Origin of the sequence: Coleofasciculus sp., assembly GCF_046539235.1 — a bacterium.
GTDB lineage: Bacteria > Cyanobacteriota > Cyanobacteriia > Cyanobacteriales > Coleofasciculaceae > Coleofasciculus.
The window spans coordinates 1-18,054 of record NZ_JBKHHI010000097.1 but is presented as its reverse complement, the minus strand read 5'-3'; the positions used below and the strand labels follow the sequence as shown (position 1 = coordinate 18,054).

Here is an 18,054-nt window from a genome sequence, read left to right as displayed (position 1 = left end):
AACACTTCTCCGTGTCTTGACTATGATGAAAACGACGCCCTGGAATCGAACCACGCCGCCCAGGTAATTGCGATCGCTCTAAGAATAGGCGTAGGTGCTGTACCTGTTCATGCTCAGATATTAGATGGAGTTGTTCTACAGCTTGATTGAAGGTGTAATCAGAGCGATAGAGTGTCTGAAATGCCTTTTTTAAGTCTCCCAGAGACTCGCCGTTGATTCCCGCTCTTTTGAGACCAACTAAATTGAGCGATCGCACTCGTGCGGGGTTGCCTTCTACTAACATATAAGGGGGTACATCTCGGTCAATGCGACTCATTCCGCCAACCATTGCCAGACGTCCAATGTGGACAAATTGATGAATGCCTAAAACGCCACCAATGGTTGCTTTTGTTTCAATATGAACATGACCCGCTAAGGCGACTCCATTAGCGATAACTACAGAGTTTTCTAACACGCAATTGTGAGCAACGTGAACATAAGCCATCAACAAATTGCGATCGCCAATAACTGTCGCTTCTCCTGCACCCGTTGCTCGGTTAATGGTGACATATTCCCGAATCCGATTATCATCACCAATCCTGACCCAACTTGGTGCCCCATCATATTTTAAGTCTTGCGGTTCTAAGCCAATAGCTGCCCCAGGAAATATTTGGTTTCTCGCGCCAATTTCCGTCGGTCCTTCTAGAACCGCATGTGCCCCAATCTTCGTCTGTGAACCAACTTTTACATTATCACCAATGACCGCATAAGCACCAATTTGAACTGTCGGATGGAGTTGGGCACCAGGGTGGATTACAGCAGTAGGATGAATCAGTGTTGTTGCCATATAGCGATCCTATTTGAATGGTGAACAGGCTGGTAAGTAGGTGAGGTTTGTCATTCGTCATTGGTCATTGGTCATTTGTCATACTCGCTTCCTTGAAAAGCAAGCTACGTTTATGTCTTTTGTAAGGGTTTGAGGGTTATTTACATCACTTAAGATAGTTGAGTCTATTTCCACTAACCTACTTACGTTAAAGAGAGGTTGAACGGGGGACATACTAAATTTGGGTGAGCTGTAGGATTAAATGTAAGGTTAAGCGATCGCAGAAATTTCAGGTATAATCATCTATACCGACGCCTCTATGTTTTCCAGTGCGACAGGATCATGAATTTAGGAGCGCTAACCCTAATTTGGGATAGCGCAATTGGCAGCTATTCAACTAGAGAAAACATCAATTCCCCTTCTGCAACTCGCTGATCGTCAACGACTGCACGAGCTTGCATCTTTCCAAAACGACGGCGCTTGACGGAGACGAGTTCCGTTGTCATTATCAGTTGATCCCCAGGTACGACAGGACGACGGAAGCGAACTTTGTCAATTCCGGCAAAAACAAATAAGGCGTCATCCACGTCAGCCATTTGTTTTAAGACAATGCCACCAACTTGAGCCATTGCTTCTACAATCATCACCCCTGGCATCATCGGTCGTCCCGGAAAATGCCCTTGGAAATAAGGCTCATTAAAGGTGACATTCTTGATGCCAACCGCTAGCTTTCCCGGAACATATTCAATAATTCGGTCAACTAAAGCAAACGGATAACGATGGGGCAGGATTTTATGAATGTCTTCAACCGTGAAAACTGTTTTGGTTGATGACTCAGACTGAGTTGGGTCTGTATTGTCGGTGGAATCATCGTGAGTATTAACGTCAATCAAGGTAGACATGAGTAAATTAGGGTAAAAATGAGTATCGGTGAGCAGGGAGCAGTGACTCGTTAAGTGAATCGGTCAACTCATCCAGAGTTCAAGCTGATTGGATACTGATCACTTATTTTCCCGTACTGCACAAGGAACTTGGATGAGTTAGGGTTCAGTTGAGTTGCCAGTGGTGATCAATTGCCAATGACGGCTGATGATTGACGACTGACATCCCAAGCGCCGATTTGTCGAGCCAGTAATCTCGCCAATTGAATATGCAGATTGTGACTGGCTTTGTAGGCGAGGAAGTGAGCGACAGGAAATTTCCCCAATAAACTCAAATCCCCTACTAAATCTAAAAGTTTATGACGCACTGGCTCATTTGAAAATCGCAAGGGAGGATTCAACCATCCTTGATCACCGCAAACTAAGGCATTTTCCAAGCTACCGCCTTTAATTAAACCGCGATCGCGGAGTTGGTCAACTTGGTTGGCTAAACCAAAAGTTCGCGCAGGTGCGATCGCGTCAGCAAAATGCTCCTGTTCCGGTGTCCAGCTATGCCATTGATTGCCAATCGCTGGGTTATCAAAATCAATGCCGTAGGTAAATCGAGTCATCGGTGCGGGTAAGGCGGCGACAAAGGTATCGTCTCGACAAACCCAGATGGGTTCCTCAATAACAATCGGGGAAGCCAGGAGAGAGAGATGAGACGAGTTTTGGGGATGTTCACTCTCCACAATTCCTACCTCCTGAATGGTTCTCACCCAAGTCAGCGCCGAACCATCCAACAGAGGAACTTCCTGTCCATCTATTTCAATACAAGCATTGTCCACGCCACTGGCGGCGAGGGCGGCGAGGAGGTGTTCTACTGTCCCTACTGTGGCATCTGAGTCGGAGGAACTTAGGGAATTCTCACTGTTTCCAGCCCTCAATTGGGTCGAAAGCATGGTGTTAGAGACAGCCTCCACTCGCGCTGGAATCACAGGCGTCCCTGGCAGGTCAACTCGGACAAAATAGCGTCCCGCCCCAGCCGCAGCAGGCAAGACGCGAACAGTGGTAGTGATCCCACTGTGTAATCCGATACCTGATCGTTCAAAATTAGCACCCAAGGTGTAGTTTGTCATTTGTCATTCGTCTTATGTCAGGGGGGAACTGTTGTTTGGGAAAGTGAGACAGTTTTGTGTAGGGGCGGGTTTTACTACTATCATTTCTTATCTCACCTAGATGCAACTAAACCCGCCCCGACTGAGAGAGTAAAAACTGGTTGATTAAAAGCGTTCTCCAATACCGAAATGGAGACGGCTGTCTCCTTCATCATTAAACCCATAATCCACACGAATCGGACCCAAGGGAGATTGGACTCGGATACCAATCCCGACACCAACGCCAGTTCCGGGTTTATCGCGAACGATCGCAGGTTCACCAGGTACATCATTACCGGTACCTAAATCACTGCCAAAGTCCACAAATAAAGCACCGCCCACCACAGAGATAATCGGGAAACGGTATTCAGCGGTGGCTTGGATAAAGCTGCGACCTGAACCCACTTCTCCCTCATCGTAACCACGCACTGAGTTACTACCACCCAGAGAAAAGGCTTCGTAGGGGGGTAAGTCTCCGATCGCGGTTCCAGCTTGCACGTTAAAGGCGAGGGTTTCGGCTCCTTCGCTAAAATTGGTAAATTCTACGGGGAGATAGTAACTGTAACTCCCGCGTAGGCGATTGAGAAAGATACTCCCTTGACCAATAGGAATCGTCTGTTCAACGCCAAATCTGAGCAGAGAACCACTCGTTGGTCGTAGGGGATTATTGCGGCGATCGCGCACCGCCCCCAGTTTCAGGTTAAACAGGTCATCTGTCCCGTCACCACTGAAGCTTAAATCGTTACCCAGTTCATCCTCTGGAGTCAGGTCACCATCGGAATCCCGAATCGACACGTTTTGATATTCAAATCCGGCTGATGCTGTCCATTCAGAACGGCTATAGAGGTCGCGGGATAATGGACGAGTAAAATTAATTCCACCCCCTGTACGCACCACACGGGGACGGTCACCGTTAGGGAGTTCGACCTCGGGGTCACCGCCATCGAAAATCAGGGAAATCGAGCGGCGGCGAAAAGCATTCACGGTGTAGGATGTGCGGAAGGGATCGCCAGCAATCCAAGGGTCTGTAAAACGAAGGTCAAACAGTAGGGCGCGTTCTCCCACCTGGAATTCTGCGCCGAGGGTTTGATTATTACCACCGAGGTTTTGCTGCTGATAGCTAACCGTACCAAATAAGCCACTGGCAGAGCTAACTCCCGCCCCAGCCGCCAGGGAGCCTGTATTTCTCTCAATCACATCCACCACCACCACAACTCGACGGGGGTCAGTTCCCGGGGCAAAGGAAAGGCGCACGTCATCAAAGAGTCCTAAACCAAAAACACGTCGCAAATCCCGTTCAGCAATTTGGCGGTTAAACACATCACCCTGATCCAATTGCATCTCTCGCGTAATGATAAAGGGACGGGTACGCCCGCCAATGGGTTCATCCTCTGCCGTGAGTAAGCGAATTTGCTCACCCTCCTCACCCAGTATCGGTTCTCCCTCTTCATCAAGATAGCGGACGGCAATCTCTTCAATTACACCTTCTGCCACAGTCACGGTGACAATACCATCATCATTCACATCTGAGGCATCAACCACTTGAGCCAGGTCATACCCCTGTTCTTGATACCATTCGTTTAACCGTTGAATGCCTTGTTGGAGGTCATTCAGGTTGAGAATCTCACCATATTGCTCTTGGAAGATCTGATCAACCACCTCCTGAGGTAGAACCCGCGCCTCGGCTTCTGGTGGAACAGTATTCACCGCCACCTGACGTAGTACGGGGTTAGGTTCGACCACAAAGGTAATCCGCACGCCCAAGGGAGTATCTTCGGGTACAACGTCTACACTTCTGAAGAACCCTGTGGCAAAGACAGCATTCACATCTTGCTGTAACTGAGAGCGAGTGGTTGCCAATCCGGGTCGGGTGCTAATCGCTCGAAAAATCTCGTTTTCCAGTTGCTCTTGGGGTCCGGTGTAATCCTGGAAGTCAATAACGACTTCGGATACAAGGACTCGTGGTTCTGGCTGATTGGCGGGCGGCGTTGGTGCGTCAGTTGGGGGAACTTGAACTTGGGCAATTAGGGGAGGCGTAGGCGTTAACCTTGGCGCAGCTATGGCATGAAGGGCTAGATGATTTAGGGTTATGGGGTTAATTGTTGATTGTGTCGAATTGACCTGAATCGGTTGGGAGGTCGATTCTGCCTCATTTCTAGGGTTATCTTTTGCCAATTCGGTCGTTTCTGTTGTCGTTTCGTCAATGACTTGAGCGAATCGAGGAGAAGAGACAGCCTGGTGATCAACTCCCCCCTGATGTGTCGGTGTGACTGATGTTAATGGCGTTGAACCCAGCTCAATTTGATCAGTAGCTGGATTTTCCTGAATCGGTTGGGAGGTCGATTCTGTCTCATTTCTAGGGTTATCTTTTGCCAATTCGGTCGTTTCTGTTGTCGTTTCGTCAATGACTTGAGCGAATCGAGGAGAAGAGACAGCCTGGTGATCAACTCCCCCCTGATGTGTCGGTGTGACTGATGTTAATGGCGTTGAACCCAGCTCAATTTGATCAGTAGCTGGATTTTCCTGAATCGGCTGGGAGGTCGATTCTGTCTCACTTCTAGGACTGTCTGTTGCCGCATCAGTCGTTTCTACTGCGGTTTGCTCGAGTGCTTCACTCAGCCAATTTTGAGTAGTTGTTCCGTCGGGGTGTTCTGGCGTCCCCGTTTTCTCATGTTCTCTTAAACTATCCCGTTGACCGGGGTCAAATCCCAGGATAGGCTGGTCAGTCGTTTGCCCATGGCTAGGGGAGTTGGATAAACCAATGCTAGCCGTTACAGCGAGAATTGCCGTTAATAAAGGAGATAAGCGCATGATCCTCAGATTTTTTGACACGTCCACACACCACGTTGATTGCAAGGATTGCGATCAGCTTTTATTCATTGTTCACTGCTTGTTACTCAGTTGAGCGATTGGCTACTGAACAAGCTTGGTTAAGTTTACTTAGGAGCTGACCTCGAGTTGCTTTAAACTTAAGATGTCATCATTAAACTGATAAAGGACAAAATACCAGGATTTTTATCACCTCGCTTACTCTGAAGCCATTAAGTCCCCCTACCACGGCTTAGCTACCCATACCTACCCGTTAACAAGCACAGAAGAAAAGCAGACATCATAAACCTTACAGCGTTCTGTCCTCTGCCTTCTACTGTCTGCCGTCTTGGGCTAGCACTCGCTCTAGAACTTGCTGATAGGCTTGTTCAACCTGTCCGAGATCCCGACGAAAGCGATCTTTGTCCATGACGCGCTGTTGGGGATCAGTTTCGGCTTGGTTCCACAGACGACAGGTATCGGGGCTAATTTCATCGGCTAAGAGCAACTGTTGGTTGGCATCAATGCCGAATTCTAGCTTAAAGTCCACCAGGGTAATGCCGCAGCTTTGAAAAAAGGCGGTGAGACTCTGGTTAACTTGTAATGCTAGTTGTTCTAGCTGGTTAAGTTGGTCGGGTGTTGCCAGTTCTAGGAGTAATAAGCGATCGCGGGTGAGCAAGGGATCTCCTAATTCGTCCTTCTTATAGTAGAATTCCACCAAGGGTTGGGGCAGGATTTTGCCCAGGGGTAATCCAGTTTGTTGACACAGACTCCCTGCGGCAATGTTCCTGACCACGACCTCCACGGGCAAAATTGTCACCCGCTTGACGCGCATCTGGTTGGGAGTGGGACAGTCAATAAAATGGGTACGAATGCCAACAGATTCTAGAAACTTAAACAAGTGAGCTGCGATCGCGCAATTCATTTCGCCTTTACCTGGGATTTGACCCCGCTTTTGGGCATTAAAGGCAGTCGCATCATCTTTGTAGACGGTGAGGAGTATCTCTGGATCTTCAGTCGGATAAAGGATTTTGGCTTTGCCTTCGTATAGTTTTTGCGGTTTAGACATAATCAGAGTTGGCTCGATAGAATGGTCGATTAAGCAGTAGGGGTTTGGTGACCAAACCCCAGGGGTTTGGTCACCAAACCCCTGTCCCCCAAGGCAGCGCTGGGTTATTCACGCCAGATTCACTACAATAGTAAGTGGTGGGAGTCTAAAAAATTTGTACCATTAATTATTCACAAGTCAGATTGAGGATGGCAAACATCTGAGAAGCTGTCCTTGAACGTTTGTCTTGGCTACATAGAACTGGACTAGACTCAATACTTATACCAAATCTGGGTTAACTCCCCCCTTTATGGGTGCAGAATGGGGTGTGGGGTGTGGGGTGTGGGGAATAGCCGCCAAGTAAAGGATGGGAGCAATCGTTAAGTTTTTTGAGAAAGAGGGGGGATTAGATTGTAGTTGATCAAGAGTAGCTTTTAGAGGAGAGCGAAATGACCGATAGAGATGAGTTTTTATATCCGCGCAGTCGCTATTACGGCGATGTCAAGCCAGAAAATTTAGTTTTTAATGCCAATTTACAGGAATTCGCCCAAAAAGTAAACTATATCTGCAACTTAGAAACAGCAGGTAAACTTGAACCCGAAGCCGCCTATAAACAAATTAAAGAGTTGTGGCATAATTTGAGACAGAGTAAACAAGAACTGGCAGTTGGTCAGCATCCTTTCCGTCTGGATGACAGGGAGAAATAACCTGTAGGGGCGACCCGCTTCTAATTAATATTTTCCCTCCGGAAACTGTCGCTCTCGCACATCATGACTATACTCTTGCACCGCCTGAGTAATCACTTGCCGCAAATTCGCATAGACTTTGGCAAAGGGTGGCTGACGTTCCGAAAGTCCCAGTAAATCGGCGGTAACTAATACCTGTCCATCACAATCGGCTCCAGCACCAATACCAATGGTGGGAATTGTTAAGGTTTGTGTAATATTCCTAGCCAAATCAGCCGGAATATGCTCTAAAACCAGGGCAAAAACACCCGCTTGCTCAAGGGCGATCGCGTCTGCTAAAATCCTCTCCGCCGCCTCTTCTGTTTTCCCTTGCTGACGATAACCGAGAAGATGTACCGACTGCGGTGTCAATCCGACATGACCCATCACCGGAATTCCCGCCGTCGTTAAATGGGCGACAGTTTGGGCTATGGCTGGATGTCCGCCTTCTAACTTCACCGCCTGCGCCCCGGTTTCCTTCAATACCCGACCCGCCGAGTGCATCGCTTGTTGGAGACTTTCTTGATAACTTAAAAAGGGTAAATCGCACACCACGAATGCCTGTTTTACCCCCCGACGCACGGCTTTAGCATGGTGCAGCATCTCGTCCAAGGTCACAGGTAATGTCGTCTCATACCCCAAGGTGACCATTCCCAAGGAATCCCCAACCAGAATAATATCCACTCCCGCCGCATCTAGTAATTGCGCGATCGCATAATCCCAAGCGGTCAAGACGACCAACGGACGCCCTTGTTGTTTCCATTGTTTCAGTTGCTGGATATTGACCATTGGGTGAATTGTGATCCTTGGCGATCCTCGATGACATGGTGTGTGACTGTGTAGGGGCGGGTTTTACCGATAACGTTTAAACTCAAACCACTACCGGAACTAAACCCGCCCCGTCTAAATTATGAATGATGACTTCCCAAATAAATGACAAATGACCAATGACCAATGACAAATGACCAAAAACTAAAACGTCTCTGGTGGATTCTTAACGAACGCTAAATGGGGTCTGACTTGACCCGTGGATAGGCTAACCCAGGCTAGTCCTTCCGTCGTTCCCACCCATAATTTATTTCCTACATCTGGGGAAAGGGACAGAATATAGTCTGAGGGAAGATTCGACAGTTCACCTAACACCGCTCCCGTTTCCGCTCGGATTTTTAATAAGCCACTTTCCGTACCCACCCAAACACTACCATCTAGAGCAAAGCGCACCGCTGTTACACTACGTCCCCGTAATGGTGTCACCGAACGCGGTTCACCAAAGGGGTTGTTGGGGTCAATCACCAACAGACTACTGGGAGTTCCCACCCACAGCTTACCATCGGGTCCGGTGGTTAGGGATTGGACAATGGTTCCAGGTAAATTACCAATCCGCCGAATGATCAAGGCGCTGGCGGTATCGATTTGCACTAATCCTTCTAATGTACCCACCCACAGTTGACCTTCTTCATCTAATATCAAAGCATTGGCGCTAACACCAGGGAGTTCTTGCACTGTGGTCATTAATAATCCTTGGTCAGGACTAATCATAGCTAAACCGCGATCGCTTCCTACCCAGAGATACCCGCGCCGATCAACTTGTAAGGATAAGACCCGATTTGAGGGTAATGTAAAGTTTTGTGCGGTAACTTCGTTACTCCGAGGATCTACTCGTAACAATCCTTCATACGTTCCCAGCCAAATTCGTCCAACCCGGTCTTGGGCTAAGGCGTCAATGGTGTAGTTGGGTAAATCAACACGGGCTTTCAGGCGTCCAGTGTTCGGCTCAATTCGGGCAAGTCCTGAGTAGGTTCCCACCCAGAGATCACCTGTGTAGTCGGGTTGCAAAGCCGGAACGCGAAAATCGGTGGGTAGGGGTTCGACTTCTCGCCGCAAGCGTTCGGGAGGTAACGGGGCATCTCCAGGGGGAGGGGGCGCACCTAGATAGTCGGGGGCTGTCCTCAGTTCGGTTTGAGCTAGGGTCACTTGTGCTAGCACTAGGGTCGGATCAGTCCCTACCCCTAGAGGAGAGATTAGCCTTGGCAGGGGCAACCCCAACCCTAGCAGGGTAGCACCGATGAAAAGACGAATCGGGGCATTCAAAGACGCCATGTTGTCTGAGACGATTTGGATAGTTTTTCGATATCTATATCCATATTAAAGAGTGATGGTACAGCCTGGACTATAGAATCTTTACCTTAATATGTGCCAATTTGGTTAGTTTGTAACAAAAATTTAACATAAATTTACGTTTCGTTGATTAATAACAGTACCTTATACAATTATCAAGAATATTTGAAGTTAAACTTATTGAATTATTTGGTATATTAACAACGTTGCTGAAAATTTAACGGGTCTGGCAAGGAGCTGCATGACGTGCTGCTTCGTTAACATGCTATGGTTGTTTAACTTGGCGTGAAATGAATTGCCGGATTAGCTAAAGCCAGAAGGGAAGAGAAGCCCACGTCAAGCAATAGTTTGTTTGGTGATGTGGGATAATAGCTCTTGCCTGATCCGCTCAATAAAAAAATGTCTTGGCTCAGTCAAGTTTTTTGACCCAAAATGGCGGATAATAGGTAATTCAGAGACCAAAAACAAATGCGAGCAGGTTGGGTGTGGGGATGCACCCAATCGGGGCTAAGTTTCAGAGTCATTTTAGCGATTTTAGGGCTTAACTAAGGGCGTAAAATCGTTAATAATGTTTATGGATTTAGCCGATCGCAACATTCAGTAGTTCCTAAGGAAGGAAAACATGTCTTACGCTAAAACAAAAACTCAGTCAAAGGCTGGGTATGATGCCGGGGTCAAGGATTATAAATTAACGTATTATACTCCGGATTACACTCCTAAAGATACAGATATTCTGGCAGCTTTCCGGATGACGCCGCAGCCGGGAGTTCCCCCGGAAGAAGCGGGTGCAGCGGTAGCAGCAGAGTCTTCCACCGGGACATGGACAACGGTATGGACAGACTTGTTAACTGACCTGGATCGCTACAAAGGTCGTTGCTATGAAGTAGAGCCAGTTCGTGGCGAAGATAATCAGTATATCTGCTACGTTGCCTACCCCTTGGATCTATTTGAAGAGGGTTCGGTTACCAACATGCTGACCTCCATCGTGGGGAATGTGTTTGGATTTAAAGCTCTCAAAGCCCTGCGTCTCGAAGATTTGCGGGTTCCTGTCGCTTATCTGAAGACGTTCCAAGGACCGCCTCACGGTATCGTGGTTGAGCGCGATAAGTTGAATAAGTACGGGCGTCCTCTGTTAGGTTGCACGATTAAGCCCAAGTTGGGTCTGTCGGCGAAGAACTATGGTCGTGCCGTTTATGAGTGTCTGCGCGGCGGTCTAGACTTCACCAAAGACGACGAAAACATCAACTCCCAGCCCTTCATGCGCTGGCGCGATCGCTTCCTGTTTGTGCAAGAGGCAATTGAAAAAGCCCAGGCGGAAACCGGTGAAGTTAAAGGTCACTACCTGAATGTCACCGCCCCCACCTGCGAACAAATGATGGAGCGGGCTGAGTTCGCTAAAGAACTGGGTACGCCGATCGTCATGCATGATTACCTGACAGGTGGCTTCACTGCGAACACCACCTTGGCAAAATGGTGCCGTAGCAACGGTCTACTGCTGCACATCCACCGGGCGATGCACGCAGTAATTGACCGTCAGAAGGTTCACGGAATCCACTTCCGGGTGCTGGCGAAGTGCTTGCGGATGTCTGGTGGTGACCACCTCCACTCTGGTACTGTTGTGGGTAAGCTTGAAGGTGAAAAAGGCATCACCATGGGTTTTGTTGACCTGATGCGGGAAGATCATATCGAGCGCGATCGCGAACGCGGTATTTACTTCACCCAAGACTGGGCATCCATGCCCGGTGTCATGCCTGTGGCATCTGGTGGTATCCACGTTTGGCACATGCCCGCCCTGGTGGAAATCTTTGGCGATGATTCTTGCCTGCAATTCGGTGGTGGTACCCTGGGTCACCCATGGGGCAATGCTCCCGGTGCAACGGCTAACCGTGTCGCCTTAGAAGCTTGCATTCAAGCCCGTAATGAAGGACGCAACCTGATGCGTGAAGGTGGCGATGTTATCCGCGAAGCGGCTAAATGGAGTCCTGAATTAGCGGCGGCTTGCGAACTTTGGAAGGAAATCAAGTTCGAGTATGAAGCGGTTGATACCGTCTGATTCTGTATGAAGTGTGAAGTATGAAGTGTGAAACTTCATACTTCATCATCAATACTTCATGCTATTAGAAGGCTGGGATCAGATTATGGATCTAAAAAGAGTTGCCAAAGATACAGCCAAAGTGCTTACCAATTACATGACCTACCAAGCACTGCGGACTGTCCTGGATCAATTGGGTGAAACTGACCCACCCCAGGCGCTGTGGCTGCATTCTTTTTCGGCAAACCAAGGAGTTCAAGATGGAGACGCATATCTCCAAGCACTCTTGGTGGAAAAACAAGAACTGGCGTTTCGGATTATGACTGTGCGACAGCTTCTAGCTGAGGAAGTGGCAGACTTCTTGCCCGAAATGGTTCGCACGAATATTCAGCAGTCGAATATGGAATATCGACGTCAGTATCTGGAGCGAATGACGCAACTCAGTCTCTCTGAACACCCAGCCTCAACCGAACAGCAAACTGATTCGGACACCTAGTTGGCAATTCAACCGGGTACTCTTGTCATCTGCTGGCATACCCGGATTTCAAAAACACAACCATTACAGAATTACCCATGCAAACGTTACCGAAAGAGCGCCGTTACGAAACTTTGTCTTATTTGCCGCCTCTGAGCGATCAGCAAATTGTCAGACAGGTTGAGTACATTTTGGAACAGGGTTATATTCCCGCGATCGAATTTAGCGAAAGCTCTGAACCGACACAGCACTACTGGACAATGTGGAAACTTCCCCTGTTCAACGCCACTTCTGCTAAAGAAGTTATGGCTGAGGTAGATGCTTGTCGGTCTGACTATCGCGACAACTATATCCGCGTTGTGGGTTTTGATAACATTAAGCAGTGCCAAGTTTTAAGCTTTATTATCTATAAGCCCGGTGAAAGTGGTCGTAGCCGAGGTTACTACTAATACCAAGTTGCAGTCTAAGATATAATTTGTCATGGTTCGCGGAGTCCTGAGCGAAGCGAAGGAACAGTAACTCGCGCATCTGTCCAGATTCGCGTATCTCGTTCCTCGCTATAGCGAAAGCTTCACGCAACGCTGTTCCTAGACATGATAGAACGCAACTCGGTATAAGTAGCAAAGGCTTATAATCTGCTGAGATAGGAAGGAGAGGTTTGATTACCTCTCTTTTTTTACAAGGTAGAGGACACTCAAATTCATTTTGTTGGATTTTTGTATCCTCAAGCGCCATGGCGCCTCTCTACACTCTTGTAGGTTACTGTTTTCTTGAGCTAAGCTGCGACAAAAGGGCAACTGAAGAGGTTAGCAGTCAATGGCAAATGAAGAACATGCGGCTTTGCTCAAGCAAGGCGTAGAAACCTGGAATCAGTGGCGGGAAGAGAATCCACAACTCGTACCCGATTTGAGTCAGTCACAGCTAAGTAGAGCTAATCTCAATGAAGCAAACTTGAGTGGGGTGAACCTTGAGAATGCTGATTTGAGGATGGCAAATCTCAGTGATGCGAATCTCCAGGGTGCAGATCTCAGGAGCGCCGATCTCCGGGGTGCTAACCTGAGAGGGGTTAACCTAAATCTAGCTAACCTGACGGGTACGGATTTAAACGGAGCTTATTTAACCTTAGTCAACTTTATTGATGCTAATCTTACGGCGGTTAACCTGAGTGAAGCGAATCTGAGAATTGCTAACCTCAGTGGGGCAAATTTAAGTGAAGCGAATCTGCGGATGGCTAACCTCAGTGGAGCTAATTTGAGTGAAGCGAATCTGCAAGTGGCAAATTTAAGTGAAGCGAATCTGCGGATGGCAAATCTCAGTGAAGCCAATTTAGAAAAAACCCAAGTCTTATCGGCAAACTTTAACAAAGCTATCTTAACGGGAACCTGTTTGCAGGACTGGCAAATCAACAGCACCACCAACTTGGACGAAGTAATTTGTGATTATATTTACTTGCAAACGGGTCAACAAAAACGCCATCCCAATCAGGGAAGTTTTGCTCCGGGAGAGTTTACTCAGTTATGGCGTCAGCATCTTAACACTGTTCAAGTCAAAGTTAGTCCAGAGGTTGCTCCAGTTCAAGCTTCTCCAACTCCAAACCCGAATGTATCCGCTAGTACACCCGAGGTGAAAGTTGAAATCCAACAGCCCCACCAATCGCCTGTCAATTACACCGCAACGACTGGCGCACCGCCGATTAAAGTAGATATTCAACCGCCCGTTTATGATACCGTAACACCTAGCGTTTCCCAGGGAACAGACCCAAGTCCCCCGTCTCCTTGCCAAAGTGACAGCCCGACTATCCCACCGAATCTACAACAGGCGGTATCCGAAGTTCACCGAATCCTAGAACAACTGGATCAAAATCTTTCCCAACCTAAATGGTCAGAAGTCGCCGCAGAAATTCAGCAACTTTTGCAGGAATTGAGCCAAACTTGCCCGACAAGTACACCATTAGAAAAAGTAATTGCTGTCGCCGCCGCGATTAAACAGATTGAGAGTAATCGTTCTCTAAAATCCAGGGTGATAGAAGCGGTACAAAGCGCCGGAATTACCAGACTGCAAGAGTATATCGAGCATCCTCTGAGCCGGATTTTACTGCCTGCGATCGCAGAGTGGAAATAAGGGATGAGGTGAGGGGAAGATGGGGGAGATGGGGAAGATGCTGCTTTTAGGCTTATCTATCAAAACTATGGCGATAGAATCACCGAAAATGTACCATTGCTCCCTCTGCTCCCCCTGCTCCCCCTGCTCTCTAACCCCACCACAAGACTTATTCAGCAGTCCCTAACTATGCCATTCCCGCCGCCTCCTTTGCTGATTCCTTCGCCATCTCCATTAAAATATTTTGAGCGCATTGCTCTTTGGCATCCTCCGGTTGACGTTGGATATAACGTCCATCAGGTTGTAATTCCCAAGCTTGGCGATTATCTGCCATCATAATGGCTAGGATTTCTTGCAAATCTTTGATAATCTCTGGATCTTCTATCGGTGTAATCGCCTCAACTCGTCGGTCTAAGTTGCGACGCATCCAGTCAGCGCTGCCAATATAAACTTGTTCATTACCCTGATTATAGAAGTAATAAATCCGCGAATGTTCTAAAAAGCGACCGACAATACTAATTACGCGAATATTATCGCTAACGCCTACGACACCAGGACGCAAACAGCAAATTCCCCTGACAATTAAATCAATTTGTACGCCGGCTTGGGAGGCTTCGTAGAGGGTAGCGATAATCTTAGGATCGACTAAAGAATTCATTTTGGCAACAATGCGCCCTGTGTTTCCCTGGCGACAATGCTCGATTTCCCGCTGAATCATCGTCGTCATGCGATCGCGTAAATTCACCGGGGCGACTAATAGCTTGCGATAGGAGCGCTGGCGGGAGTATCCAGTCAGGAAATTAAATAAATCGGTTAAATCTGCGCCTAAATCCTCACGACAACTAAGAAGTCCTAAATCGGTGTAAATTCGGGCGGTTTTGGGGTTATAGTTTCCCGTGCCAATATGAACATAGCGGCGAATCCTCTTCTCGTCTTGACGCACCACCAGCACTATTTTGGTATGGGTTTTTAACTTAATAATCCCATAAACTACATGAACCCCAGCTTGTTCTAGCTTACGCGCCCAGAGAATATTATTCTCTTCATCAAAACGGGCTTTTAATTCCACCAAAACTGCCACCTGCTTGCCATTTTCGGCGGCTTTAATCAAAGCGTTGACAATTGGGGAATCGCCAGAGGTGCGATAGAGTGTCATTTTAATCGCCAGTACGTTTGGGTCATCCGCCGCCTGGGTAATAAATCGCTGTACTGTACCGCTAAAGGAATGGTAGGGATGGTGGACAAATAAATCCCGTTGGCGAATAATATTAAAGAAGTCATCCCCATCTTCCTCAGAGAGCGATCGCAACTCGACGGGCATGACGGGTGTCCAGGGTGTGTCTTTGAGTTCCGGTAGGGGTAATCCCATAAATGACATCAGATCCCCTAGTCCCAATAAGCCGTCAATTTCGTAGACATCGCTTTCCTGGAGTCCCATCTCCCCCATCAGCGTTTTCCGTAAGGTTTCGGGTACAGTCGCATGAATTTCCATGCGGACGGCTGAACCCCCTAAGCGTCGTTTCCGCAGTCCCTCTTCAATTGCTAAAAGTAGGTCATCTGCTTCATCTTCCTCGACGGCTAAGTCGGCATTGCGAGTAATCCGAAACGGATGATATTCTTGGATATTCATCCCCGGAAACAGAAACTCTAAATTATGGGCAATCACCTGTTCGAGGGGAACGCCCATCCAGAGGGCTGGTTTTCCCTTTTGCCGTTCTCGCAACGGTTCGGGAAGGGCGACAAATCGAGGCAAGACTTTGGGAACTTTTACCCGGGCAAAAAATTCCTCGCCCTGCTCAGGATCTTTGACCACCACCGCTAGATTCAGACTCAGGTTGGAAATATAGGGGAAGGGGTGGCTAGGGTCAACCGCTAGCGGCGTCAGCACCGGAAAAATTTGCTCCTCAAAGTAGTTTTGCAAATAAGTCCGCTGTTCGGAGTTCAAATCCATGTACTCCAACAGGTAGATCTTCTGTTGTGCCAATAATGGTCGCAGGATTTGTTCAAAATGTTCATGTTGTTCCTTGACCATGGGAAGTAACCGCTGATTAATCCCATCCAATTGATCGCTAGGTGTGCGACCATCGGCAGTTAGGGATGTCACCCCCGCCTCCACCTGCTGCTTCAAACCCGCCACCCGAACCATAAAGAATTCATCCAGGTTTGCACTAAAGATCGCCAGAAACTTCAAGCGTTCCAGCAGTGGGGTTCGGGAATCGAGGGCTTCATGCAAGACGCGATCATTAAATTCCAACCAACTGAGTTCCCGGTTGAAGTAGTATTTAGGGTCTCTCAGACTAACCTCGGTCGTTGTCTTCGATTTCTTAGCCATGATTATTAGGGAAACGGTGCACCATCCGTTCGCTTTTTCTGGCGCGGGTAGGATGTCAGTATAAATACTATCAGTAGACTGACAGCTTATCAATCTCACAAATTACCATAATATTCGAGGAATTGTCAAAGCTTATCAATCTCACAAATTACTATAATATTTGATGAATATTTGTCAGTCTTGTAGTGGATAAGTTGGAGTCCAGCCTGTTTTATTTCTTGCACCAGTTCAGAGATTTCAAACTTATGCTGTCTCCAAATCGTAATCTCTTCACCTTCAGCAATTTCAAGACATTTATCCTCTCCCATTAACCTAAAATTTATCCGATAGTTCTGACTAAATTTAATCGTCGCCACAATACTATTAGTTTTATAATCATACTTTCGCACCAGTTCACAATCTTCAGCTTGAATTCCCATCGCAGTTTTCACCCAAGCATAGACTTGATCCACATGATACTTTAACCCCCCTCTCACCGTTCCATCCCATTGGGAGTTAGAACCAATTTCGTTAGTGAACACGAGGACATCATATTTTCCTATGCTATCTCTAAAATTTTTCAGGACAGCGGTTCTATTGTGATGATTACCCATGGTTACGCCTAAATGTAATATGATTTGGGCAGTATCGTCAGTTTTTAGGTTAACCTGATGGTTTGACAAGGTTTGGGATAATGAATGTTTTTCGATGTCAATCTTGTCGCTGATGAATTCGATGTGAGGAAACCATTTTTTTATATTTTGCTGGGATACCTTGAGTAAGTCGTCGCTAATGTCTAAGGCGATATATCGAGTAATTTTGCCGAAGCGATTCAGCCGACGGATAAATTGTTTGACGGGATAGGAATTACCCGCGCCGACATCGATAATATTAACAGTTTTTACCGCTTCAATTTTGCTCGTGATCACTTCAAAATTAGCATTTAACAGAGCAATTTCTCGATTAACGGGTCGATACCAGCGTGGGCGCAGATAGTTGAGATAAAATTTATCCCAGATAGTTGCGCCTTGACCTTTGTAAGAATATTTAAGGCTAATTTCGCGTCGGGTGGCTAAGGTTTGAATAATATCTAAGATTTCGGCGTTTGAGAAAATCGAGTAAAACTCAGCACTGGGCTGGGTGGTGCGAAGGATAGGATTTTGCTGAGATTCACACATTGATGTTTTTTGAGTTCGTAGTAAGCACTTTAGTGCATCAACGTTACATCTTGCACCATTAAATAGCAAGCAAAATTTTAACAATATGTAGGGTGTGTTAGCAAAGCGTAACGCACCATTACAGCAGTTTGCTCTGCTATGCGGTACATGTCTAATTGCTTATAACTCTCAAGGCTTTGTTTGTGATGTGTTATAGCATCTTCATATTTATGCAAATTTTGATACATTAAACCCAACCGATAGTAGGCTAAAGCGATATTGGGTTGGTCATCTAGCTGCTGGAGAATGGCTAAATCTTTTTGTTGACACTCTATGGCTTTTTCATACTCTCCCCTGTTGCGATAGCAATGAGCTAACCCGTACCACACTGAAGCTAAACTCTGCTGTTTATCTAATTGTTCACAGAGTTCAAGGCTTTGTTGGTAATATGCGATCGC

General features: G+C 47.2%; 15 protein-coding genes. 5 read left to right on the top strand and 10 right to left on the bottom strand.

Annotation, left to right across the window (positions count from 1 at the left end):
- The 5 genes from lpxA to purC all read right to left on the bottom strand — a co-directional run.
- Positions 1–826: acyl-ACP--UDP-N-acetylglucosamine O-acyltransferase (gene lpxA / locus ACLFWI_RS11200; RefSeq protein WP_446413020.1), on the bottom strand; the 826-nt coding region annotated here is incomplete at its 3' end.
- 368 nt (positions 827–1,194) lie between these two features.
- On the bottom strand, positions 1,195–1,707 hold the full coding sequence (gene fabZ, locus ACLFWI_RS11195) for a 3-hydroxyacyl-ACP dehydratase FabZ (protein WP_446413019.1): 513 nt from the start codon (positions 1,705–1,707) through the stop codon (positions 1,195–1,197).
- A 167-nt stretch (positions 1,708–1,874) separates the two neighbouring features.
- Positions 1,875–2,804, bottom strand: coding sequence for a UDP-3-O-acyl-N-acetylglucosamine deacetylase (gene lpxC / locus ACLFWI_RS11190; RefSeq protein WP_446413018.1), 930 nt, complete (start codon positions 2,802–2,804; stop codon positions 1,875–1,877).
- 144 nt (positions 2,805–2,948) lie between these two features.
- Positions 2,949–5,633: a BamA/TamA family outer membrane protein gene (locus ACLFWI_RS11185; RefSeq protein WP_446413017.1), complete on the bottom strand. Its 2,685-nt coding sequence runs from the start codon at positions 5,631–5,633 to the stop codon at positions 2,949–2,951.
- 331 nt (positions 5,634–5,964) lie between these two features.
- On the bottom strand, positions 5,965–6,699 hold the full coding sequence (gene purC, locus ACLFWI_RS11180) for a phosphoribosylaminoimidazolesuccinocarboxamide synthase (protein WP_446413016.1): 735 nt from the start codon (positions 6,697–6,699) through the stop codon (positions 5,965–5,967).
- Between the two features lie 428 nt (positions 6,700–7,127).
- Between purC and ACLFWI_RS11175 the strand changes: the two genes are divergently transcribed.
- Positions 7,128–7,385, top strand: a complete 258-nt coding sequence (locus tag ACLFWI_RS11175; protein ID WP_446413015.1) for a DUF7219 family protein — start codon at positions 7,128–7,130, stop codon at positions 7,383–7,385.
- A 24-nt stretch (positions 7,386–7,409) separates the two neighbouring features.
- Here ACLFWI_RS11175 and panB read toward each other — a convergent pair whose 3' ends face one another.
- Entirely contained in the window at positions 7,410–8,192 is a 783-nt protein-coding gene (panB, locus tag ACLFWI_RS11170) for a 3-methyl-2-oxobutanoate hydroxymethyltransferase (RefSeq protein WP_446413014.1), read from the bottom strand.
- A 183-nt stretch (positions 8,193–8,375) separates the two neighbouring features.
- Positions 8,376–9,503 carry a ligand-binding sensor domain-containing protein gene (locus tag ACLFWI_RS11165; RefSeq protein WP_446413013.1) on the bottom strand — a complete coding sequence of 376 codons (1,128 nt, stop codon included), beginning with the start codon at positions 9,501–9,503 and terminating at the stop codon, positions 8,376–8,378.
- Positions 9,504–10,143: 640 nt separating this feature from the next.
- Between ACLFWI_RS11165 and ACLFWI_RS11160 the strand changes: the two genes are divergently transcribed.
- The 4 genes from ACLFWI_RS11160 (at position 10,144) to ACLFWI_RS11145 (ending at position 14,149) form a co-directional block, all read left to right on the top strand.
- Positions 10,144–11,574, top strand: a complete 1,431-nt coding sequence (locus ACLFWI_RS11160) for a form I ribulose bisphosphate carboxylase large subunit (RefSeq protein WP_446413012.1) — start codon at positions 10,144–10,146, stop codon at positions 11,572–11,574.
- 85 nt (positions 11,575–11,659) lie between these two features.
- Positions 11,660–12,049 carry a RuBisCO chaperone RbcX gene (rcbX, locus tag ACLFWI_RS11155; RefSeq protein WP_446413011.1) on the top strand — a complete coding sequence of 130 codons (390 nt, stop codon included), beginning with the start codon at positions 11,660–11,662 and terminating at the stop codon, positions 12,047–12,049.
- 77 nt (positions 12,050–12,126) lie between these two features.
- The gene (locus ACLFWI_RS11150) at positions 12,127–12,477 is read left to right on the top strand and encodes a ribulose bisphosphate carboxylase small subunit (protein ID WP_446413010.1); all 351 of its coding nucleotides are present in this window, start codon (positions 12,127–12,129) and stop codon (positions 12,475–12,477) included.
- 367 nt (positions 12,478–12,844) lie between these two features.
- The gene (locus tag ACLFWI_RS11145; protein WP_446413009.1) at positions 12,845–14,149 is read left to right on the top strand and encodes a pentapeptide repeat-containing protein; all 1,305 of its coding nucleotides are present in this window, start codon (positions 12,845–12,847) and stop codon (positions 14,147–14,149) included.
- A 166-nt stretch (positions 14,150–14,315) separates the two neighbouring features.
- Here ACLFWI_RS11145 and ppk1 read toward each other — a convergent pair whose 3' ends face one another.
- From ppk1 to ACLFWI_RS11130, 3 genes are all read right to left on the bottom strand, one after another.
- On the bottom strand, positions 14,316–16,460 hold the full coding sequence (gene ppk1, locus ACLFWI_RS11140; protein ID WP_446413008.1) for a polyphosphate kinase 1: 2,145 nt from the start codon (positions 16,458–16,460) through the stop codon (positions 14,316–14,318).
- A gap of 125 nt (positions 16,461–16,585) precedes the next feature.
- Positions 16,586–17,617 carry an L-histidine N(alpha)-methyltransferase gene (locus tag ACLFWI_RS11135; protein ID WP_446413007.1) on the bottom strand — a complete coding sequence of 344 codons (1,032 nt, stop codon included), beginning with the start codon at positions 17,615–17,617 and terminating at the stop codon, positions 16,586–16,588.
- Positions 17,618–17,694: 77 nt separating this feature from the next.
- Positions 17,695–18,054 (bottom strand): tetratricopeptide repeat protein (locus ACLFWI_RS11130; protein WP_446413006.1); only part of this gene is annotated, 360 nt, incomplete at its 5' end.

Excerpts from the sequence above, each read along its gene's own strand:
- ppk1 (WP_446413008.1), bottom strand. The coding sequence starts at position 16,460 with ATGGCTAAGAAATCGAAGACAACGACCGAGGTTAGTCTGAGAGACCCT.
- rcbX (WP_446413011.1), top strand. The coding sequence starts at position 11,660 with ATGGATCTAAAAAGAGTTGCCAAAGATACAGCCAAAGTGCTTACCAAT.
- ACLFWI_RS11145 (WP_446413009.1), top strand. The coding sequence starts at position 12,845 with ATGGCAAATGAAGAACATGCGGCTTTGCTCAAGCAAGGCGTAGAAACC.
- panB (WP_446413014.1), bottom strand. The coding sequence starts at position 8,192 with ATGGTCAATATCCAGCAACTGAAACAATGGAAACAACAAGGGCGTCCG.
- lpxC (WP_446413018.1), bottom strand. The coding sequence starts at position 2,804 with ATGACAAACTACACCTTGGGTGCTAATTTTGAACGATCAGGTATCGGA.
- ACLFWI_RS11135 (WP_446413007.1), bottom strand. The coding sequence starts at position 17,617 with ATGTGTGAATCTCAGCAAAATCCTATCCTTCGCACCACCCAGCCCAGT.
- ACLFWI_RS11165 (WP_446413013.1), bottom strand. The coding sequence starts at position 9,503 with ATGGCGTCTTTGAATGCCCCGATTCGTCTTTTCATCGGTGCTACCCTG.
- ACLFWI_RS11175 (WP_446413015.1), top strand. The coding sequence starts at position 7,128 with ATGACCGATAGAGATGAGTTTTTATATCCGCGCAGTCGCTATTACGGC.
- ACLFWI_RS11160 (WP_446413012.1), top strand. The coding sequence starts at position 10,144 with ATGTCTTACGCTAAAACAAAAACTCAGTCAAAGGCTGGGTATGATGCC.
- ACLFWI_RS11150 (WP_446413010.1), top strand. The coding sequence starts at position 12,127 with ATGCAAACGTTACCGAAAGAGCGCCGTTACGAAACTTTGTCTTATTTG.
- ACLFWI_RS11185 (WP_446413017.1), bottom strand. The coding sequence starts at position 5,633 with ATGCGCTTATCTCCTTTATTAACGGCAATTCTCGCTGTAACGGCTAGC.
- fabZ (WP_446413019.1), bottom strand. The coding sequence starts at position 1,707 with ATGTCTACCTTGATTGACGTTAATACTCACGATGATTCCACCGACAAT.
- purC (WP_446413016.1), bottom strand. The coding sequence starts at position 6,699 with ATGTCTAAACCGCAAAAACTATACGAAGGCAAAGCCAAAATCCTTTAT.